We start from the raw sequence: 18,022 nt of genomic DNA on the forward strand, positions 1-18,022 counted from the left end.
GTTTACCTTTATAGCTAGTGGATACCCAAACGACCCCAAGATACAGAATTCAGCGTTTCACAGGCTCTTAATATCAAGGCGTTACTTTGCAAGAATGGCAATCCCTTTTAAAAAGTAACAACGATGAGAGTAAGTGTCTGTGAACCGCCCAACGGGTTGGTTTAAAAGCGATTTATACTGCGTTATTGATTTTAACAATAGAACCACTATTACTTTCAATCAATGCCTTGCCTAAATCGCTTTTAATTCCAACTGAAACTCGCATCATGGGGTCATTTGGGTATATAATGACGGGTCAATTTTTAGCATTCTTGTTGTGTAAGCATTTTTCATTACACAAAAAAACAGCATTTAGGATTTATCAGTGGCAAAACAAATTCAGGCAGTTCGCGGTATGAACGATTGTCTGCCGGGCGATACACAAGTTTGGCAGAAAGTAGAAAACATTTTACGCGAGACAGTAGCATCGTTCGGTTATCAAGAAATTCGTTTTCCTATTGTAGAATCAACCGACTTATTTAAACGCTCTATTGGTGAAGTTACCGATATAGTAGAAAAAGAAATGTACACCTTTGCCGATCGCAATGGCGACTTATTAACACTTCGCCCAGAAGGCACCGCAGTGTGCGTACGTGCTAGCAACCAAAATGGCTTACTATACAATCAAGAACAACGCCTTTGGTACATGGGTCCAATGTTTCGTCACGAGCGTCCGCAAAAAGGTCGTTACCGTCAGTTTCACCAATTTGGTTTAGAAACATTTGGTATTGCTACAGCAGATATAGACGCAGAAGTTATTTTATTAACAGCGCAACTATGGGAAGCCTTTGGTATTACTGACCACGTTCGTTTAGAGCTAAATTCTCTAGGATCTAACGAAGCGCGTGCAGATTACCGTGATGCGTTAGTAGCCTACCTTGAGCAACACATTGATGTGCTTGATGAAGACTCAAAACGTCGTATGTATTCAAACCCACTACGCGTACTTGATAGCAAAAATCCAGAAGTACAAGCAATTTTAACTGATGCACCTAAATTGTCTGAAAATTTAGATGCTGAATCAAAAGAACATTTTGAAAATTTATGTGAACGTTTAGACGCTGCTGGCGTCTCATATACGGTTAATGAAAAGTTAGTACGTGGTTTAGACTACTACAACCGCACTGTATTTGAATGGGTAACCGACAGTTTAGGTGCACAAGGCACTGTATGTGCTGGCGGACGTTACGATGGCTTAGTTGAACAACTTGGCGGCAAAGCAACGCCAGCAGTTGGTTTTGCAATGGGCCTAGAGCGCTTAGTGTTATTACTACAAGCACTTGAGTGTGTGGGTGACATTCGTCGTAATGCTGATGTATATTTAGCAGCAATGGGCGACAAAGCAAGCATTCAAGCTCCTGCAATTGCAGCGCAACTACGTAAAGACGTACCGGGTTTACGCGTTATGGTGCATGCGGGCGGCGGCAACTTTAAAAAACAATTAAAACGTGCTGATAAAAGCGATGCACTTGTTGCAGTGATTATTGGTGAAGATGAATTAGAAAAAGGCGTTGTGACCATCAAGTATTTACGCGAGCGTAAAGAACAAGTCACATTAGAATTAGAACAAGCTAAAGCGCTTTTAGCTGAGCTTATTAACGGCTAAGCGAACATTAGAGGTAAGAATGGATATTTATTCAACAGAAGAACAACAAGCAGAAGCCATTAAACGCTTTTTCCGTGAAAACGGCATCTCACTTGCGCTAGGTATACTTGTTGGCCTAGGTGGCTTATATGGCTGGAAAGCATATAACCAAAACCAAATTACTACCGCTGAAAAAGCATCAGATTCATATACAGCGCTTGTTGAAAGCGACGACGTATTATCTTCAGCTGATGCGTTTATTAGCGAAAATAAAGACACAAACTACGCAACACTTGCTGCATTCGTTGCTGCAAAAGACGCAGTAGAAGCGAAAAAACTAGACGTAGCAAGCGAAAAGCTAAGCTGGGTTGTGTCTAATACGCCAAATACAGAATTAAAAGCAATTGCGATTACACGTTTAGCACGTGTTCAAATTGCGCAAACTAAATATGACGATGCATTAACAACATTAAATGCACCATTACCTGAAGCGTTCAATGCAAACGTGGCCGAGCTTAAAGGCGATATTTACACTGAGCAAGGTAATAAAGATCAAGCACGTACTGCATACCAAGCAGCAATAGATGCGGGTGGATTAACAAGTAACCCACTATTACAAATTAAGTTAGATGACCTAGCAGTAACTAGCCCAGCGGCATAAGGTTTTAGGCATGAAAAAATTTACAACAGCAGCCCTTGCCCTATGTATGGCAACATTGATGGGTTGTTCATCAAGTGATGATGAAGATGAACTAGTACTTCCTGAAATTGTAAACCAATTTGAAACTGACGTTGTTTGGCAAGAATCTGTAGGTGATGGCGTAGAGCATTATTTTTCTCGTTTAACACCCGCAGTTTACAAAGATACTGTGTATGTTGCTAGCCGCGAAGGCCAAGTAGAAGCGCTTTCGCTTGATAATGGCGATACAAAATGGGAAACCGATGTACGCCAAGATTTATCGTTTTGGCCTTGGGCTGACAACGGTAATGCAAAATTATCAGGTGGTATTTTGCAAGCCTATGGTAAAATTTATATTGGTTCTGAACACGGCTTTATTATTGCTCTTGATCGCGAAACTGGTGAAGAAGTTTGGCGTAAAAACGTACCAGGCGAATCTCTGTCTAAACCAACAGCAGGCGATGGCTTAATATTTGTAAATTTAGGCTCTGGTAAATTGTTAGCCCTTCACCCAGATACAGGCGAAGAGCGTTGGAGCTTTGAACAAGAAGTTCCACCACTAACATTACGCGGACAAAGCTCACCAACCGTTGCTAACGGTGGTGTATTAGTTGGCCTTGAAACAGGCAAACTGAGCGTATTAATTTCAGACAGTGGTTACTCAGCATGGAGCGCAGAAATTGCGGTTGCTAAAGGCGCATCAGAATTTGAACGCCTAGTTGACGTAGACACTCAACCACTTATTAGCGGTCCATACGCTTACGCTATAGCTTACAACGGCAACTTAGCCGCTGTAGATATTCGCTCTGGCAATGTTGTATGGAAACGCGAGTACAGCAGCTACCGCGAAATTGCGATGGATGCACAAACAATTTATTTAGTAGATAGCGATGGTGTTATTTACGCATTAGATAAAAATTCAGGTATTGAACGTTGGAGCCAACCCGCTCTACGCGGTTGGTACCTAACAGGCCCTGCAGTTGCAGGTAGCCACTTAGCTTTAGGCGACCAAGAAGGTAACCTACATTGGCTAAATAAAGAAACTGGCGAGCTAGTATCTCGTGAAGACTTTGACAGCTCGGGCTTTTTTGTTGAGCCAGTTGTTGCCGACGATAAGCTAATTTTATACACCCGTGATGGTGAAGTTAGTATGGTAAAAATACCAAACTAAGTTACTAATAGTCATATGGTTTTTTTAAGGCTTCGCACTGCGAAGCCTTTTGTTGTTTTTTAAAGAGGTAGTTTATGCTTCCCGTGATCGCTCTAGTTGGGCGACCCAATGTGGGCAAATCCACATTATTTAACCGTTTAACACGTACTCGTGATGCACTCGTAGCCGATTTTCCAGGTTTAACACGAGATAGAAAATATGGCCAAGCTAGTTACGATGGCTATGAATTTATCGTGGTAGACACGGGCGGTATTGATGGCTCAGAAGAAGGCATCGAAATCGAAATGGCAGATCAATCTCTGCTAGCTATTGAAGAAGCTGACATTGTTCTGTTTTTAGTAGATGCTCGTGTAGGTATGACCGTAGCTGACCAAGCAATTGCTAATCACTTGCGTAAACAAGATAAAAAGTGTTTTGTTGTTGCCAATAAAACAGATGGTATTGATGCAGATTCAAACTGTGCTGAATTTTACCAATTATCATTAGGTGAAATTCATCACATTGCTGCATCGCATGGCCGTGGTATTACGTTATTACTTGAGCAAACACTTCAGCCGCTTATTGCTGAATTAGCTGCACAAGACGAAGACGTAACAGGCGATGACGAAGAGCTTATTAATCTTTACGAAGAAGATGAAGACAGCGATACCGATCACCAGGCATTTGCAGACAAACCTGTAAAGCTTGCGATTATTGGTCGTCCTAACGTTGGTAAGTCAACGCTTACAAACCGTATACTGGGTGAAGATCGCGTAATTGTATACGACATGCCAGGTACAACACGTGACTCTATCTACATTCCGATGACTCGAAATGAAAAAGAGTATGTGTTAATTGACACCGCTGGTGTTCGTAAGCGTAAAAAAGTAAGCGACGTAGTTGAAAAGTTCTCTGTCATTAAAACGCTTCAAGCAATCGAAGATTGTAACGTTGTGTTATTGATTGTTGATGCTCGCGATGGTATTTCTGATCAAGATTTAAGCTTATTAGGCTTTGCTCTTAACTCAGGTCGTTCATTGGTAATTGCAGTGAACAAATGGGATGGTTTAGACGATTACGTTAAAGATCGTATTAAATCAGAGCTCGATCGCCGTTTAGGCTTTATTGACTTTGCTCGCCTACACTTTATATCTGCACTACACGGTACAGGTGTTGGTCATTTATTCGAGTCTGTTGACGAAGCGTATGAATCAGCGACTAAACGTATAAGTACTGCAATGTTACGTCGTATTATGGACATGGCTCAAGCCGATCACCAGCCGCCACTTGTTCGTGGTCGTCGTGTTAAGCTCAAATATGCGCATGCCGGTGGTTATAACCCACCACGTATTGTTATTCACGGTAACCAAGTTAAAGATTTACCAGATAGTTATAAACGCTACCTGATGAACTATTACCGTAAAGCGCTTAAAATTATGGGCACACCTATCAAAATCGAATTTAGAGAAGGTGAAAACCCATTTGCTGGTCGTGTTAATAAAGTAACACTGTCGCAAAAGCGTAAAATACGTGCATTTGCTAAAGAAAACCGTAATAAATAAACTTTTCAAGAGTTAGTTTATTACAATAAAAACGGCGTACTTTTTAGTACGCCGTTTTTTATGCTTTATACCAATTAGCTTAATTAAGTGATCTATTTTGAGGCTTGAAAACGTGTTGATAGCTTGGCAAAAATCTCGCTATCTAGTTGTTCTCGGCAATTGCTCCTGCATTGCTCTACCTTCTGCATCCATGGAGTCGTAAATGAGAATTTTTTAACGCAGGGAGCGACATATTTAGCTCCGCAAAATGATTAAGTATTATTGCAGATAAGTACGCTTATAATCCTTCATATTCAGCCTTCCTTGGTTTTAAAATTTGCTTTCTACAGTCAACCATATCCCAACAATCCGTTTCAGGTACGCCGTAATACCAGGCTCTAAAAATCGGTTGATACTTTTCAATCACCCGTTGTTGCATACGTTTTGAAAAATGAGGTAAGTACATAGTTTTGATCACCGTAATGTGCCTTTTAATCGTCTTTCCTAAATTAAAGCGCGCTTGGCGATACCTTATGTCTGCTTTTTTATATTCCCTGCTATCAGGTGTAAAGTTTTGCATGTCTTGTTTAGGGCCAGTCGCCCAGCCAGCTACTTTATTCATTTGTTCAGCAAACGGCTTAACGGTAAACGTAATATGAATAGGGTCATCAGCATCGGTGGGCCCAAAACCTCGCGGAAATCCGCCTTGGTGATAATTAGGATGGGTAACCGTAAACTCAATCGATGCATAGGCGTTGGGCTGTAATAAATCCAAACGCTCCCGTGGGAAGGTAATTGGCTCATTAGCATAGGCAGCTTTAAAATACTTATAACCAAAATCAATACCACAGCTACTATGACCACACGACTCTGAATAGGCCGACTTTATCAAAAAAGGCAATTCTGGCACTGAGCCATCTTCTGTTTCAATCGTCACAACAATGGGCCCACGATAGCCATGTGCTTTATCAAATAAAAAATCACAGCCTGATGTCAAAACACACGCCAGTAGCACACAGTAAAATTGCAGTGCAGTTTTACGCTTATAATCCTTCATATTCAGCTTCCCTTGGTTTTAAAATTTGCTTTCTACAGTCAACCATATCCCAACAATCCGTTTCAGGTACGCCGTAATACCAGGCTCTAAAAATCGGTTGATATTTTTCAATAACCCGTTGTTGCATACGTTTTGAAAAATGAGGTAAGTAAAAAGTTTTGATCACCGTAATGTGCCTTTTAATCGTCTTTCCTAAATTAAAGCGCTCTTGCCAAAGCTGCATTTTTCCATTGAAATGCTCATTACTATCTGGTGCCGCGTTCTGCATCATCACTTTGCCTTGCTCGGCCCACCCAGCTACTTTATTCATTTGTTCAGTAAACGGCTTAACGGTAAACGTGACATGAATAGGGTCATCAGCATCGGTGGGCGCAAAGCCTCGCGGAAATCCGCGGTGGTGATAATTAGGATGAGTAACAGTAAACTCAATCGATGCATAGGCGTTGGGCTGTAATAAATCCAAACGCTCCCGTGGGAAGGTAATTGGCTCATTAGCATAGGCCGTTTTAAAATATTTATAACCAAAGTCAATACCACAACTACTATGACCACACGACTCTGAATAGGCCGACTTTATCAAAAAAGGAAATTCTGGCACTGAGCCATCCTCAGTTTCAATCGTCACAATAATGGGCCCACGATAACCATGTGCCTTATCAAATAGCGTAGTGCAACTTGTTGTCAAAAAACACGCCAGTAGCACACAGTAAAATTGCAGTGCAGTTTTACGCTTATAATCCTTCATACTCAGCTTCCCTTGGTTTTAAAATTTGTTCTTGGCAAGTCATGCTTTTATTAGCAGCACTTGCGAGCTTAAAATTAATGTAGCATTCAAGACTACTTTATTATTCAAAGTTAAGTAATGCTAATTGCACCAGCCGTTCAACTGTCGTGTCTTGAACATTTTTAGGCGCTTTGGGGTAATACTTTGATTTTGGCGGCTTAATAGTTATAAACCCATGATTGGTTGCCATTTCATGTGCTAACAACTTACGCTCTCGGGGCGTTAGGTGGTTTTCGTGTATTTTTGCCAGCTCGCCACTATCAAGCCATATTCCTGCACAGCCTGGGCATTCATCTATTTCGACGGCCTTTACTGGCGAAAAATACCTGCGCATCATTACAATGCTTTTGCATTTTGGGCAATTTACTCGCGATGAGACATCACCCTCACCTTCGGTATAATTACTCAAATACTTAAGTAATACCTGACCATGCTTTAACGCTGGCGAGCTAAACTTAAAAATTTGGCTGTTATCAAAAAATACGCCACCTTGCACTGAAGTGTAAACAGTAATACCGCCAATTAATAACGGCTCAAGAGAGGCATTTGTACGTGGGCATAACATTCTAAAAATCCTTTTTATTTTAATACCTAGCTTACACTACTTTACTCAAGCGCTTTATGAATAAGCCCAACAAGTGGATCTGGTAATGTAATATTACCTGTAAGTACAAACTCATGGGCTTCATCTGACATTTTTTGCCATGTGCGGCGAATAATACCAATCCATTTTTCTTCATTGTAATCTGGCTTGCTATTAGCAAACCCTAGCATGTAGTGTTCAATAAATACCAAACTTGCTACATCTTCAACGAGTTGGCTATCTGGATTGCGTTTAATATCTTTTTTAGCAACTGCATTGTACACTCGATTTTGCTCAGCCTCACCGTAACCAGCTTGCTGCATAAGTGTAACAACACTGCTAGCATGAAATATATAAAGTGCGCTGCGCCATTGATGATAACCCTGCTTGTTCATTTCAAAGTCGCTACGTGGCGACTTCCAACGCTGAATATGCTGTGCACGCACTGCAACTTGCATGAGTGCATCGGCATCTGGTTTAAAACGAGTTAGCATTTCGCTCATACGCAAGCCGTATAAGCTTTCTTTTGGAAAGCTTTGCCCATTGTGCTGCTCAGTATTAGGGTCTTGGTTATTAGCTTCATCAATCAGCGTTATTACTTTATTAAACATGACGGTCATTTTTTATAATTAGTTTTAATCATTCTAAACGCTGATAAAACAATAAACTAGTGGCCCACTCACTTCAGCGGTGAAATTTGTTCAATCAAAAAGTAAAACCAATAGATACAGGTATAAAATTAAGCGCATTAATAAAGTTAACTTGTTATTATCTTAGAAACAAAAATAACATATGTGCGTAAACTAATAAAAATTAACGCGCTAAAAATGAGAATAATATGTTTAAAAAAACAATTTTAGCTATTTGCTTAGCTGTAGCATCACTGCCGAGCGCAGCCGATAGCAATGCAGATTTAAAAACCATTATTGATAACCATTGGCAAAATGCAAAAGCCGAAAAAATATTTTTTCGTACCGACCCTGATGGTTGGAAACCCAGTGGTACATTACCAAATTGGACCGAGCAAGCCATTGCAAAGCGCCAAGCATATAATAACAGCGTATTAAAAAGCTTAAATAAAATAGACTCTAAAACGCTGAGCAGCTCGCAACTAATGAACTACCGCTTATTTAAATATGAGCGAGAAACAGAGCAGCAAAGCTACCTTTTTCAAGATAAGTATTTTCAGGTTAACTTTTTAAGTGGCTGGCATACCTACTTTGCCGAAGCACCAGCTAATATGGCATTTTTAACAACCGATGATTACAACGCATTTTTAGTAAGCCTTGCCGACTACCCTCGCTTTAATCAAGAAAACATTAACTTGATGAAGGAAGGGATTGAACTAGGGTATACGCACTACTGCAAAACATTTGAAAATTACAGCCAGAGCATTAACGCTCATATAGTTAAGCAACCTGAAAACAGTGCCTTATACGAGCCCTTTACACGTATACCAAATACGTTTACAGCAGAGCAAAAGGCCACATACCAAAACAAAGCAAAAGCCTTAATTAGCTCAAAAGTAGTCCCGGCTTATCAGCACTTTTATGACTTTTTTGAAAACGATTACATGCCTAACTGTAGAGCAGAGCCAGGTATTTCAAGCGTTAAAGGCGGGCTTGAGTATTACAAATATGCAGTTAATTACTACACCACAACCAATGCCACACCAAAGCAAATTCATGAGCTTGGCTTAAAAGAAGTGGCGCGTATAAAAACGCAAATGCAAAACATCATTGATAAAGTAGGTTTTGATGGCACGTATGCTGAGTTTTTAGAATTTTTAGCGACCGATGAGCAATTTTACGCAACAGACGCGCAAGACCTGCTTGAAAAAACAGCCTTTATTACGCAAAAAATGTATGGCAAGTTACCCACCTACTTTGGCCATTTACCGCGTAACACATTTACTATAAAAGGCTCAGCGAGTCGCGGCGCGTTTTATATGCCACCTGCTGATAACCGCTCCCCTGGCACTTACTTTTTAGCCTCAACACCTAAACTACAGCCTTTGTATAATTTAGAAGCTCTTAGCCTTCACGAGGCAATACCAGGGCATCATTTACAAAACGCCATTGCAATGGAGTTAGACGTACCCCAGTTTAGACGCACACTTAGCCACTCAGCATTTGGCGAAGGTTGGGCACTTTACACCGAACGTTTAGGAAAAGAAGCCGGCTTTTATCAAGACCCATACAGCGACTTTGGTCGTTTAGGTTACGAAATGTGGCGTGCAGTGAGGCTTGTTGTTGATACCGGTATTCATGCATTTGGCTGGAGCCGTCAAAAGGCAATTGACTACTTGGCAAATCACACTGCTTTGCCACAAAGCGCGGTGGAGGATCAAATAGATCGTTATATATCATGGCCAGGCCAAGCGCTCTCTTACAAAATGGGCGAAATAAAAATACGCGAACTGCGTGCAAAAGCCGAAAAAGAACTCGGGGCTAAGTTTGATATACGCAGCTTTCACGACACCGTAATCGGCCAAGGGTCACTCCCTATGTCGGTACTTGAAAATGTAATAAACGATTGGATAGCAGAGCAAAAATCAGCGAGTTAAAACAATACTTTTACAAACTAAGGGGCGGTAAGTTTATCGCCCCCTTTTTAAAACTCTATTAAACACCTCAAAACTAATCCCTACCCGCTTTTGCTTCGTAAACTTAATGATTACAAAAACTAGAGCAAACCTATGAGCAAACGCATTTTATATTGGCTACAAAACGATTTACGAATAGACGACAATCCTATTTTAAGCGAACTTGCTACTGAGCAATGTGCTCTCGATATTGTATTTGTAATAAACCCACACTGGTTTAAAAATAATAATTACCAACAAAAGCCATATGGTGTGCATAAACAACAGTTTTTAATCCAAAGCTTGTATGAACTCCAACAAGCGCTAATTGAACGCGGGCAAACATTGCACGTACTTGAGGGTGAACCGGTTAGTGTTTTAAAGCAGCGCATAGCTGAGCAACACATTGACGAAGTGGTGTGCAGTGAACTCGTTGGAACCTATGAACAGCGCCAACTCGCGCGACTAAAAGCACATTGCCCACATGCCATATTTAAAACAACTCAACAAGACACTCTATTTCAACAAAGCGACCTCCCTTTTGATTTAGACGAGCTGCCTAAAAGCTTTACCCCATTTAGAAAAGCGATGAACATACCTATAACAACCTCAACTCTGCCTAAAGGTTTACTTCCCCAGCCTATAACATTATGTGCTGCAAACCCAATTGAGCTTAATAAGCATACTAATAATAACAACGCAGTAATGCATGGCGGGCTTAAAAGTGCGCAAACACATTTAAAGCAATACTTTTCAGGCTTGCTGCCAAGTACTTATAAAATAACTCGAAACGAGCTTGATGGCTTTAATAACACAACAAAATTTAGTAGCTGGCTTGCTTTTGGATGTGTAAGTGCGCGGCAAGTTTATAAAGCCGTTGAGGCGTACGAACATAATCAAATAACAAACGAGTCAACCTACTGGATTAAGTTTGAATTACTATGGCGAGAATATTTTAAATGGCATGCACTTAAGGCAGGTAAAAGCCTGTTTAGCTTTAAAGGCCAAAAGCAAACAAAACCCCTTACTACATTTATGCCAAACCGCTTTGCTGCCTGGTGTAATGGCTCAACACCCTACCCATTAGTCAATGCCATTATGAACGAGCTTAATGCGACCGGTTATATATCAAATAGATCAAGGCAAATTGCCGCAAGCTGCTTAGTTAACGAACTTGGTCTTGATTGGCGCTATGGCGCAGCTTATTTTGAACAACAATTGATTGATTACGATGTAGCCGCTAACTGGGGTAATTGGCAATATATAGCAGGTGTAGGCGTAGATCCGCGTGGTGGTAGGCACTTTAATATTGAAAAACAAACGTTACAATTTGACTCGCACGCTTTTTACACTAATAAATGGCAAGGCAATGAAAATACCAGCAAACAGCTGGATACTTTAAACGAAGTTGATTGGCCGATTTAAGCCGCCAATCAACTTTTACCAAGTAACGTTTAAAACAGCTCAGCAATGCCTATATTAATTACGTAACCGCCTAACGTTAAAAACAAAAACAAGCACAGCGCCAGTAACAGTGGCTTAATACCCGCTTGGCGAATTGCCCCAACATGTGTGCGTAAACCTAAAGCCACCATCGCAATGGTGAGTAATATATTATCAAACCAAACAACTGCGCTTATAGCCACTTGAGGAATAATAGAGAGTGAATGTACACCACTTGCCACAATAAATAACACTGCAAACCAAGGGATGCTAATACCTGATTTATTATCCTCATTACTTATAGTATTACCTGCCTTTGCTCTTTTTTTACTTTGCCAAAACGACAAAGCGACTAAAAATGGCGCAAGCATCATCACGCGTAGCATTTTTTCTATAACGGCGGTATCAGCAGCATTGGCGCTTACAGCTGTACCCGCTGCTACCACTTGCGCTACTTCATGAATGGTTGAACCTACAAAAATACCGTACGCGTGCTCACTCAGCCCCATATACTCAAACATGATTGGGTAGGCAAACATACTCAACGTACCAAATACCACCACCGTTGCTACAGCTACCGATACTTTATGCGCCTGCGCTTTTATTACAGGCTCGGTTGCCATTACAGCTGCTGCGCCACAAATAGAGCTACCTGCACCAATTAATATTACTGTTTGCTCATCAAGTTTAAATATACGTTTACCAAGCTGCATTGCTAATATAAACGTACCGCTGAGCATAACAATGTCGGTTAGTAAGCCACTCCAGCCAACGCCTGCTACCTGTGTAAAGGTAATTCTAAAACCAAATAAAATAATACCCGCTTTGAGTAAAATACTTTTAGCGTAATCAACACCCACATCGGTATGAGTCGCAATACGCGAAAACACACTGTTACCTACAATAATGCCTAGCACAATACCAATAGTTAAGGAGCTAAACTGGGCACTTTGCATTACCGGCAACTTACTCATGGCAACAGCAACACCCGCTAAAACAATAACCAATAGCATTCCTAGCCACCAACGCGAGTTGGTATACTGCTTAGTATTAATACTAAAAAGCTGTGGCATATCTTTAATTGCACTAAGCATAGTCATCCCTTAATAAAGTCATCGTGATTAGTTGACTTCATTTTAAGAAAGCGCAAAATATAACTCCAATACATTAAAATCATGATTCGATAACTTAAGGTTATGTGATTTGAGAGGCACAATGAACTTGCATGCACTTCGGGTGTTTTATACGGTTGCTAAATTAGGCAGTTTTTCAGCAGCAGCTGAGGCGCTTTTTATAAGCCAACCAGCTGTGTCTAAAGCTTTAAAAGAGCTTGAGTATCAGCTAAATATACAACTTATAGAGCGTGCATCTAAAGGCAAAAAACTTACCTTAAGCGAGGGCGGCCAAGCCTTGTATGATCATGCTCGTAGTATTTTTGCCATTGAAAAAGCCGCCATTGAAGATATTAAATCACGCACAGGGCTTAAGCGCGGCACACTCGTTATAGGCACCAGTACAACCATTGCCAGCTATTGGCTACCGCCCTATTTAGCCAATTTTTGCGCGCAGTACCCCCATATAAAAGTAGAAGTACAAGTTGCCAATACCGCGCAAATTGAGCATGCCCTACTTGAATGCACTATCGATTTAGCACTGGTTGAAGGCACACCCACCGAGCCGCATATTATAAGTAAGCACTGGCAAAACGATTTAATGAGTGTAGTTATACCCAGTAACTTTAAGCCCACGAAAGACTTAAAAGCATGGTTAAACAAACAATTTTGGCTACTGCGCGAGCCGGGCTCGGGCACTTTAGAAATGTCGGTTAAGTTATTAGCCCAACATGGCGTAATAGCAGAGTGCAGTATGCAATTGGGCAGCAACGAGGCAATAGCAAGGGCAGTAGCACAAGGAATGGGCGTGGCTTTATTGCCTAATGTAGTCACTGAGGATTTAGTGCAGCTTGGTAAATTAACGCGCCTGAGTCAAAAAAATAACGAGCAACTCTCTCGGCCACTGTATCAACTACATTATAAAGACAGACCGTCTTCACATGCCGCACAAGCATTCGAAAAAAGCCTATTTAGTGAATAATGTTTGATCTGAGCTGTAAGCCGAGTAAGAAAACGGTTGTGTAACATTAATCGCTTGTTGTGGTGTTACCTTAATTTATTATATATAAGCCAACTAGTTAAACCCATTGAAAGTACTAATAAATGAAGAACCAATGTTACACGATCAAATTCACTAAAAAGACTAAATAAAAAAACTGGAAGTATACTTAAGATTAAAACTACAGGTAATTTAAATAAATTTAACTTTTGGAGTAATAAGCTAATAGGTAATCCGTAAATGAACATTAAAGGATAGAAATAAAATAAACTTCCCATCCCTATTGATACACCAAAACCAACACCTGAAATTAATGAACTCACAGAAGTATAATTTTCTATACCCGCATAAAAATAACAAAAACCAAGGACTGGTAATACAATTAAAGGACTAATAATCGCAGAAATCAAATTTTTACGTAGATCCTTAGACATATTAAGAAACACCATAACGAGCTTGTAGGTTAATTAGTTTTTTATTTGTTTTAATTGATATGCAAACCATAGCTGAATTCCTATTTTGGCTCAGCCAAAGGGGGAAAATTTTGGCCTTACACATTAAAGTATCAGGAGACTACTCATAGCGGCCAACAGCTAACTTATAAACCTATTTGCTAAATCGTTAACCCCAAATACGAACAAGCTCTATTTACAAACCCTGCGTTAAATCTTGTGCCAATGTACCCGTTGGCTTTTCAATTACGCGAACTAACTCTTTGCCATTTTGTTTAACAATAAACGTAGGTGTGTATTGTAAATCGTTAGCTTCTGCAATGCCTGCATCGTCTTGCTTGTTGTAACCTACGGCCACGTATTCAATGCTTGCAAGTTGTACTTTCGATGCATCAAGTAACTTAATGAGCTTTGGCACTTCGCGCTCACTGTCGTGGCACCACGTTCCAAATAATACAATTAGCTCTTTGCCTTCTAGCTTTTGCATTAGGGCAATGTCTTGTGCTGTTGGCGTAAACGCTTTGTATTGTTCGTTAAACTTGTCGTAGTCGCTTAGCAGTGCTTGCGTACTTATCTCGCCCGAAAATGGCGCTGTAGCAGCGCAGCTTACAAGCGGCATGCTTAAAGCACACAGTAAAATTAATTTTTTAAACATAAGGTTGCTCTTAATTTAGGTATTAATTTAGGTATTAATTTAGGTATTAAACGACTATACCCAATATTGAGTGTGGAGTGAACAACTCAAGACCGTTACTTTTTATCCATAAAAAAGTTAACTTGCGATAAGTTAGTTAAATATTCTCGCCTTACGTCTTTATTCTCAGCTAGCTTGTCTAAATCACCAATCAAGGTAACTAGTTTATTATGAGAATGGCTGCTTGTTTTTTTAAACTCATCTTGTTTTTCGTCGCTCTCAACACGCTCTTTTTTATTCATGTTGTAGCTGTTTTCGTTTTCTTCAAGCCAAATATCATCAATTAAGCGAATGTCACTTTTACTAACTGTTTGCTCTTGCATCGCCATTTGCAGCTCGTATTGATTAGTTTGCGGATTAAACTCAAACATTTTTGTATCAACATCAACCTCGTGAGACTGATCAAGCCCCACAAGCTCTTTATTTTTAACCGCAGTACCTACGTTATAACTCTCTTCTTTGTCGTAATAATCAGGGCGACTGTATTGATAATCAAAGTGGCTACTTACATTTTTACTTTGCGTTACACTGCTAAGCTCCCCTAATTGGGCTTGTTCAGTCGCTTGGCTTAGCTCAATGGTACTTTTAGGTTGATAGTCGCCGTTATCAAACGCATAAGAAAACGTAGCATCAAAATCAGCGAGCTTAGAAATACCCGTGCCTAATGTATTTGGCGCTTTATTACCAAGCCCTTGGTAACGGACATCGTTTGTAATCATGTTATCAACCAAATCGGCAACCATGGCGCGCCCGTCATTAAAGTGCTGATCTGCAAGTGACTCCAAATTGCTATAACGCTCAGCAGCCGACGACATGCTCGCAAAAGCCCCTTTAAACAAAGCAAAACCTTGCTGCATTGCCTCGTCGCCTTTGCGCCCAAATGCCGACTCTTTATCGTCTTCGGTACTGTTTACTCGGCTATCTTCTAGGCTTTGATCGAGCGACGCTAAATACTGCTGCATTTGCTGCGTGTCTTTAGCGCCAATGGTTGACATATCGAGTGCAAAATCAATGTCGTTTTGCCCACCTACTGCTTTAAACACAAGTGCTTGCTGGTTTAATGCTTCATCAATGGAGTAACTTAAATCAAGCGTATTCTGGGCAGTATCAAGCGCATCATTTTGCGTTGTTGAAAACGACACATTAAAACCGGCTAACTGTTCACTATTAAAGCCAGCTAAAAAATCTAAGCTCATGTCTGTTTGATTTGGGACTATAAGAGGGTTAAATGAGTTTTCGCTCACTTTAAAAAACTCATCGGCCATTTCACCAACACCCGCCATAACCTGCGTTAAAGCCGTATGTTCAGCCTCAGATAAATTGCCATTAACTTCGTAACTTATGCCAAAGCCATCTATCGCTTCACCTGTTTTTTCATCGTACCCTTGCGATGAGTTAAAGGTAATGTTTATAACATCGCCTTCTTTAGTTTTTACCGAGAGCTCAAACAGGTAGTTATCGTCATCCTCGTATTTTGCGCGATTAAGGCTTTCCATATAAGGATTAAGTGAGCGCTCAACACGTTGCTGGCTTGAGGCTAAAAACGTTTTTTGCTCATGTCCAAGCTGACCTAAACTCGATAAAATATCGCTGGTATTAGCATAAGCACCCTGAATATTTTTAACTGACGTATTTAATCGCTCAATTAATTGGGTACTGTTTTCGTTTTTTAATAACCCCTCATGCTGAGAACTTATTACGGTGCGCAGGGCGAGATCTTCATCGGAGAGTTTATAGTTAAGCATGCTAGGCGTGCTTGAAATTGTAAATAACGAGGTAAGTTGCTGCTTTAACACGTCCCCTGCTTTTTGATTACTGGCTAGTGCTTCGTCAATAGTTTCGTTATTTAGCTGGCTTAATAATTCATCGGATATTTTGGGGGCGTTAGTTTGTAAATCATTAATAGCTTGAAGGTCGCTACCGGTTAGTTGTGAAGGACTCACAGAGGTTTGGTTAGCGTTATTAACTGATTGGGCAAGTAAAGTGCTTAAATTAGACTGGCTGCCAAGTATATTATTAACCATGATTTTCCTTAATCGCTAAACCCTATTAAGTAATTTATCGGGCGCTTAGTTAAAAGCTTTAGCCTAAAGGCGTATTTTTTACCTATTATTTATACAAACAACTCATTAATAAGTTAAATAAGCATAAATCTAGATCGGGTAAAAATAAACCGGTAAGCGTAGGTCGGATTAGCGCAGCGCCATCCGACAATTCGACTAACTCTTAAGGGCTATTTTGTTCGCTTAACACTTCCATCTGTTTCTTTAATTCTTTTTACTAAAAAGTCGACCGCCGCTTTTACCTTTGGTACTAAATAACGCTGCTTTTGATACAACAAATAAACCGCCATAGTCGCATTTTGGCTTATCGCTAATTCATGCTCAAACTTAAGCTCTTGCAACTGGCCAGACTCAAGGTGTGAGTCGAGCGCCCATCGAGTTGACATTAAAATGCCCTCGCCATTACACGCTTTTTTAGCGAGCCACGAGCCGTTATTTGAAATAGCGACCGCAGGCCCAGAAACGTCGTGCCATTGCTCATCCACTTTACATAACCACGGAGTTGGCCCCGCTGGCGTTTTAAAATAAAGGCCACTGTGGCCCTTTAATTCCATAACATTAGTAGGCACACCGTATTTTTGTAAATAGCAGGGTGACGCAACAGGAATAAAGCCGTTATCCATCAGTTTTATTGCCAACACGCGTTCATTTGGCGCATAACCACCGCGAATCGCAATATCAACATCGTCACGCCCGAGTGTCGACAGCTCATCACTTAAGCTAACATCTAATATAATTTCGGGGTATAGCGTGCTAAATTCATCAAGCAGAGGCAGTAATATTTTGTCACCAAAACTCACCATTGAGCTTATACATAATCGCCCCATTGGTGTTGTTTGATAACTGCGTACAGTTTCGTGGCTTTGCTCTAGCTGATTTAATATCTGCTGAACATCGTTATAGTAAATTTGCCCAACTTCGGTCAATTTAACTATGCGGGTAGAACGCTTTAAAAGCGTAGCCCCTAGGCTTTTTTCTAAATCAGCAACTCGCCGCGACAACGACGAGGGCGGCACATCAAAAGCTTTGGCAGCTTTGGTAAAACTGCCCGTTTCAACCACCTTAATAAAATACCGTATGGCTTTTAGTTGATCCAAGTCGCCTCTCCATTAAATAAAATGCTTTATTGTCTTAAAGACAAAAGTGATTCGCATTTTCCCCTATATATAAGCAAATTAAAACAAGTAATAATGTACTCAACCTAAAGACAGGGACTTAAATTGCATTTTTTGGCAATTAAACACCTTCACTTAATG

The 18,022-nt window shown here is 40.5% G+C and carries 16 protein-coding genes; 7 read left to right on the forward strand and 9 right to left on the reverse strand.

The window, feature by feature from the left end:
• Positions 1-364 precede the first annotated feature (364 nt).
• From hisS to der, 4 genes are all read left to right on the forward strand, one after another.
• Complete coding sequence (hisS, locus tag I6F42_RS00095) at positions 365-1,645, forward strand: histidine--tRNA ligase (protein ID WP_197149775.1); 1,281 nt, start codon at positions 365-367, stop codon at positions 1,643-1,645.
• Between the two features lie 19 nt (positions 1,646-1,664).
• Positions 1,665-2,285: a tetratricopeptide repeat protein gene (locus I6F42_RS00100; RefSeq protein ID WP_007583431.1), complete on the forward strand. Its 621-nt coding sequence runs from the start codon at positions 1,665-1,667 to the stop codon at positions 2,283-2,285.
• A 10-nt stretch (positions 2,286-2,295) separates the two neighbouring features.
• Positions 2,296-3,474 (forward strand): outer membrane protein assembly factor BamB, encoded by a 1,179-nt coding sequence (gene bamB, locus I6F42_RS00105; protein WP_007583433.1) that lies wholly within the window; start codon positions 2,296-2,298, stop codon positions 3,472-3,474.
• A gap of 74 nt (positions 3,475-3,548) precedes the next feature.
• A complete protein-coding gene (der, locus tag I6F42_RS00110) occupies positions 3,549-5,015 on the forward strand; it encodes a ribosome biogenesis GTPase Der (protein ID WP_024592997.1) in 1,467 nt (488 codons plus the stop codon).
• A 277-nt stretch (positions 5,016-5,292) separates the two neighbouring features.
• Here der and I6F42_RS00115 read toward each other — a convergent pair whose 3' ends face one another.
• The 4 genes from I6F42_RS00115 to I6F42_RS00130 all read right to left on the reverse strand — a co-directional run bounded on the left by I6F42_RS00115 (position 5,293) and on the right by I6F42_RS00130 (position 8,029).
• On the reverse strand, positions 5,293-6,051 hold the full coding sequence (locus I6F42_RS00115; protein ID WP_197149779.1) for a hypothetical protein: 759 nt from the start codon (positions 6,049-6,051) through the stop codon (positions 5,293-5,295).
• On the reverse strand, positions 6,038-6,796 hold the full coding sequence (locus I6F42_RS00120) for a hypothetical protein (RefSeq protein ID WP_010554974.1): 759 nt from the start codon (positions 6,794-6,796) through the stop codon (positions 6,038-6,040). Before I6F42_RS00120 ends, I6F42_RS00115 begins: the two co-directional genes overlap by 14 nt.
• A gap of 100 nt (positions 6,797-6,896) precedes the next feature.
• Positions 6,897-7,400 carry a zf-TFIIB domain-containing protein gene (locus I6F42_RS00125; protein ID WP_197149782.1) on the reverse strand — a complete coding sequence of 168 codons (504 nt, stop codon included), beginning with the start codon at positions 7,398-7,400 and terminating at the stop codon, positions 6,897-6,899.
• A gap of 41 nt (positions 7,401-7,441) precedes the next feature.
• Positions 7,442-8,029: a DUF4202 domain-containing protein gene (locus tag I6F42_RS00130; protein ID WP_197149785.1), complete on the reverse strand. Its 588-nt coding sequence runs from the start codon at positions 8,027-8,029 to the stop codon at positions 7,442-7,444.
• Between the two features lie 227 nt (positions 8,030-8,256).
• Between I6F42_RS00130 and I6F42_RS00135 the strand changes: the two genes are divergently transcribed.
• Together I6F42_RS00135 and I6F42_RS00140 are read left to right on the forward strand one after the other, a co-directional pair.
• Positions 8,257-9,984, forward strand: a complete 1,728-nt coding sequence (locus I6F42_RS00135) for a DUF885 family protein (protein ID WP_197149788.1) — start codon at positions 8,257-8,259, stop codon at positions 9,982-9,984.
• Between the two features lie 132 nt (positions 9,985-10,116).
• Positions 10,117-11,427, forward strand: a complete 1,311-nt coding sequence (locus tag I6F42_RS00140; RefSeq protein ID WP_197149791.1) for a DASH family cryptochrome — start codon at positions 10,117-10,119, stop codon at positions 11,425-11,427.
• Positions 11,428-11,456: 29 nt separating this feature from the next.
• Here I6F42_RS00140 and I6F42_RS00145 read toward each other — a convergent pair whose 3' ends face one another.
• On the reverse strand, positions 11,457-12,539 hold the full coding sequence (locus I6F42_RS00145; RefSeq protein ID WP_197149793.1) for a YeiH family protein: 1,083 nt from the start codon (positions 12,537-12,539) through the stop codon (positions 11,457-11,459).
• Positions 12,540-12,660: 121 nt separating this feature from the next.
• Here I6F42_RS00145 and I6F42_RS00150 point away from each other — a divergent pair, with 121 nt between their 5' ends.
• On the forward strand, positions 12,661-13,539 hold the full coding sequence (locus tag I6F42_RS00150) for a LysR family transcriptional regulator (protein ID WP_197149795.1): 879 nt from the start codon (positions 12,661-12,663) through the stop codon (positions 13,537-13,539).
• 65 nt (positions 13,540-13,604) lie between these two features.
• On the opposite strand, the gene I6F42_RS00155 is transcribed toward I6F42_RS00150, so the two are convergent.
• The 4 genes from I6F42_RS00155 to I6F42_RS00170 form a co-directional block, all read right to left on the reverse strand.
• Entirely contained in the window at positions 13,605-13,991 is a 387-nt protein-coding gene (locus I6F42_RS00155; RefSeq protein ID WP_197149798.1) for a hypothetical protein, read from the reverse strand.
• A gap of 214 nt (positions 13,992-14,205) precedes the next feature.
• Positions 14,206-14,664: a thioredoxin family protein gene (locus I6F42_RS00160; RefSeq protein ID WP_197149800.1), complete on the reverse strand. Its 459-nt coding sequence runs from the start codon at positions 14,662-14,664 to the stop codon at positions 14,206-14,208.
• 95 nt (positions 14,665-14,759) lie between these two features.
• On the reverse strand, positions 14,760-16,727 hold the full coding sequence (locus I6F42_RS00165) for a hypothetical protein (RefSeq protein WP_197149803.1): 1,968 nt from the start codon (positions 16,725-16,727) through the stop codon (positions 14,760-14,762).
• A 209-nt stretch (positions 16,728-16,936) separates the two neighbouring features.
• Positions 16,937-17,863: a LysR family transcriptional regulator gene (locus tag I6F42_RS00170; RefSeq protein WP_197149807.1), complete on the reverse strand. Its 927-nt coding sequence runs from the start codon at positions 17,861-17,863 to the stop codon at positions 16,937-16,939.
• Positions 17,864-18,022: the final 159 nt, after the last annotated feature.

The sequence above is a fragment of the Pseudoalteromonas sp. SWYJZ12 genome (assembly GCF_015864395.1).
GTDB classification, from domain to species: Bacteria; Pseudomonadota; Gammaproteobacteria; order Enterobacterales; family Alteromonadaceae; genus Pseudoalteromonas; species Pseudoalteromonas arctica.

Bases quoted from the DNA above. Each gene is read 5' to 3' on its own strand.
- I6F42_RS00160 (WP_197149800.1), bottom strand. From the start codon at position 14,664: ATGTTTAAAAAATTAATTTTACTGTGTGCTTTAAGCATGCCGCTTGTA.
- der (WP_024592997.1), top strand. From the start codon at position 3,549: ATGCTTCCCGTGATCGCTCTAGTTGGGCGACCCAATGTGGGCAAATCC.
- I6F42_RS00100 (WP_007583431.1), top strand. From the start codon at position 1,665: ATGGATATTTATTCAACAGAAGAACAACAAGCAGAAGCCATTAAACGC.
- I6F42_RS00145 (WP_197149793.1), bottom strand. From the start codon at position 12,539: ATGCTTAGTGCAATTAAAGATATGCCACAGCTTTTTAGTATTAATACT.
- I6F42_RS00155 (WP_197149798.1), bottom strand. From the start codon at position 13,991: ATGTCTAAGGATCTACGTAAAAATTTGATTTCTGCGATTATTAGTCCT.
- I6F42_RS00130 (WP_197149785.1), bottom strand. From the start codon at position 8,029: ATGTTTAATAAAGTAATAACGCTGATTGATGAAGCTAATAACCAAGAC.
- I6F42_RS00135 (WP_197149788.1), top strand. From the start codon at position 8,257: ATGTTTAAAAAAACAATTTTAGCTATTTGCTTAGCTGTAGCATCACTG.
- I6F42_RS00125 (WP_197149782.1), bottom strand. From the start codon at position 7,400: ATGTTATGCCCACGTACAAATGCCTCTCTTGAGCCGTTATTAATTGGC.
- I6F42_RS00120 (WP_010554974.1), bottom strand. From the start codon at position 6,796: ATGAAGGATTATAAGCGTAAAACTGCACTGCAATTTTACTGTGTGCTA.
- I6F42_RS00115 (WP_197149779.1), bottom strand. From the start codon at position 6,051: ATGAAGGATTATAAGCGTAAAACTGCACTGCAATTTTACTGTGTGCTA.
- I6F42_RS00150 (WP_197149795.1), top strand. From the start codon at position 12,661: ATGAACTTGCATGCACTTCGGGTGTTTTATACGGTTGCTAAATTAGGC.
- I6F42_RS00140 (WP_197149791.1), top strand. From the start codon at position 10,117: ATGAGCAAACGCATTTTATATTGGCTACAAAACGATTTACGAATAGAC.
- I6F42_RS00165 (WP_197149803.1), bottom strand. From the start codon at position 16,727: ATGGTTAATAATATACTTGGCAGCCAGTCTAATTTAAGCACTTTACTT.
- bamB (WP_007583433.1), top strand. From the start codon at position 2,296: ATGAAAAAATTTACAACAGCAGCCCTTGCCCTATGTATGGCAACATTG.